Raw genomic sequence first — 1,131 nt, forward strand, 5'->3', positions numbered from 1 at the left:
CCTGGCCTGCGTATGCCCCTACTTCACGGGGGTGAAGTCGCGGGCTCCGATGAATTCGGGCCGGCGGACGGGGGCGGCGAAGGGTTCCTGGGCGGTGTTCTCCACGCTGTTGAAGACGATGAAGACGTTGCTGCGGGCGTAGGGGGTGATGTTGTCCCCGGAGCCGTGCATGGCGTTGCAGTCGAACCAGGTCGCCGAGCCGGCCTTGCCGGTGAAGAGCCTGATGCCGTGGCGGTCGGCCATCTTGGTCAGCGCCTCGTCGGAGGGGATGCCGGCGTCCTGCATCTGCAGGGACTTCTTGTAGTTGTCCTTCGGTGTCTCGCCCGCGCATCCGACGAACGACCTGTGGGAGCCGGGCATGATCATCAGCCCGCCGTTGGTGTCGAGGTTCTCGGTCAGCGCGATGGAGACGGACACGGTCCGCATGCGGGGCAGTCCGTCCTCGGCGTGCCAGGTCTCGAAGTCGGAGTGCCAGTAGAAGCCGGAGGCGCCGAAGCCGGGTTTGACGTTGATCCTGGACTGGTGGACGTAGACGTCCGAGCCCAGGATCTGGCGGGCCCGGCCCACCACACGCTCGTCGCGCACGAGGTTCGCGAAGATCTCGCTGATCTTGTGGACCTCGAAGACCGAGCGCACGCTCTGCGACTTCGGCTCGATGATCGAGCGCTCGTCGGCGCGGACCAGCGGGTCGGCGACCAGGCGGTCCAGCTCCGCGCGGTAGACGGCCACCTCGTCGGGGGTGACGAGCTGGTCGATGGCGAGGAAGCCGTCGTGCTCGAAGGACTGGAGGTCCTTCGCGGCGATCGGTCCCGGTGCGCCCGGCGCGGACCAGACGACCGGGTCCTGGCGGGGAGTGGTCATCTCGGCGGCGCCGCGCGAGGGGTACAGGTCGGCGCGTACATCGGTGGTCATGGTTCAGCCCTCCTCTGTCAGCAGCGGGTACACACCGTTCTCGTCGTGGTCCTCCCGTCCGGTGACGGGGGGATTGAAGACGCACACACAGCGGAAGTCGGTCTTCGGGCGCAGCGTGTGGTGCTCGTGCCCGTCCAGCAGGTACATCGTGCCGGGGGAGATCCAGTGCTTCTCGCCGGTCTCGTCGTTGGTGAGCTCGGCCTCGCCCTCGGTGCACAG

Annotated in this window: 2 protein-coding genes; both read right to left on the reverse strand. The window is 67.6% G+C overall.

All coding sequences use genetic code 11. The features are described from left to right. Positions 1 to 18 precede the first annotated feature (18 nt). Complete coding sequence (gene thpD, locus ACF1FZ_RS35065; RefSeq protein WP_391777412.1) at positions 19 to 912, reverse strand: ectoine hydroxylase; 894 nt, start codon at positions 910 to 912, stop codon at positions 19 to 21. Between the two features lie 3 nt (positions 913 to 915). After that, the coding region (locus ACF1FZ_RS35070; protein WP_391777413.1) for an ectoine synthase at positions 916 to 1,131 on the reverse strand (216 nt) is incomplete at its 5' end.

Origin of the sequence: Streptomyces sp. NPDC014623 (genome assembly GCF_043088245.1) — a bacterium.
GTDB lineage: Bacteria > Actinomycetota > Actinomycetes > Streptomycetales > Streptomycetaceae > Streptomyces.

Excerpts from the sequence above, each read along its gene's own strand:
- thpD (WP_391777412.1), bottom strand. The coding sequence starts at position 912 with ATGACCACCGATGTACGCGCCGACCTGTACCCCTCGCGCGGCGCCGCC.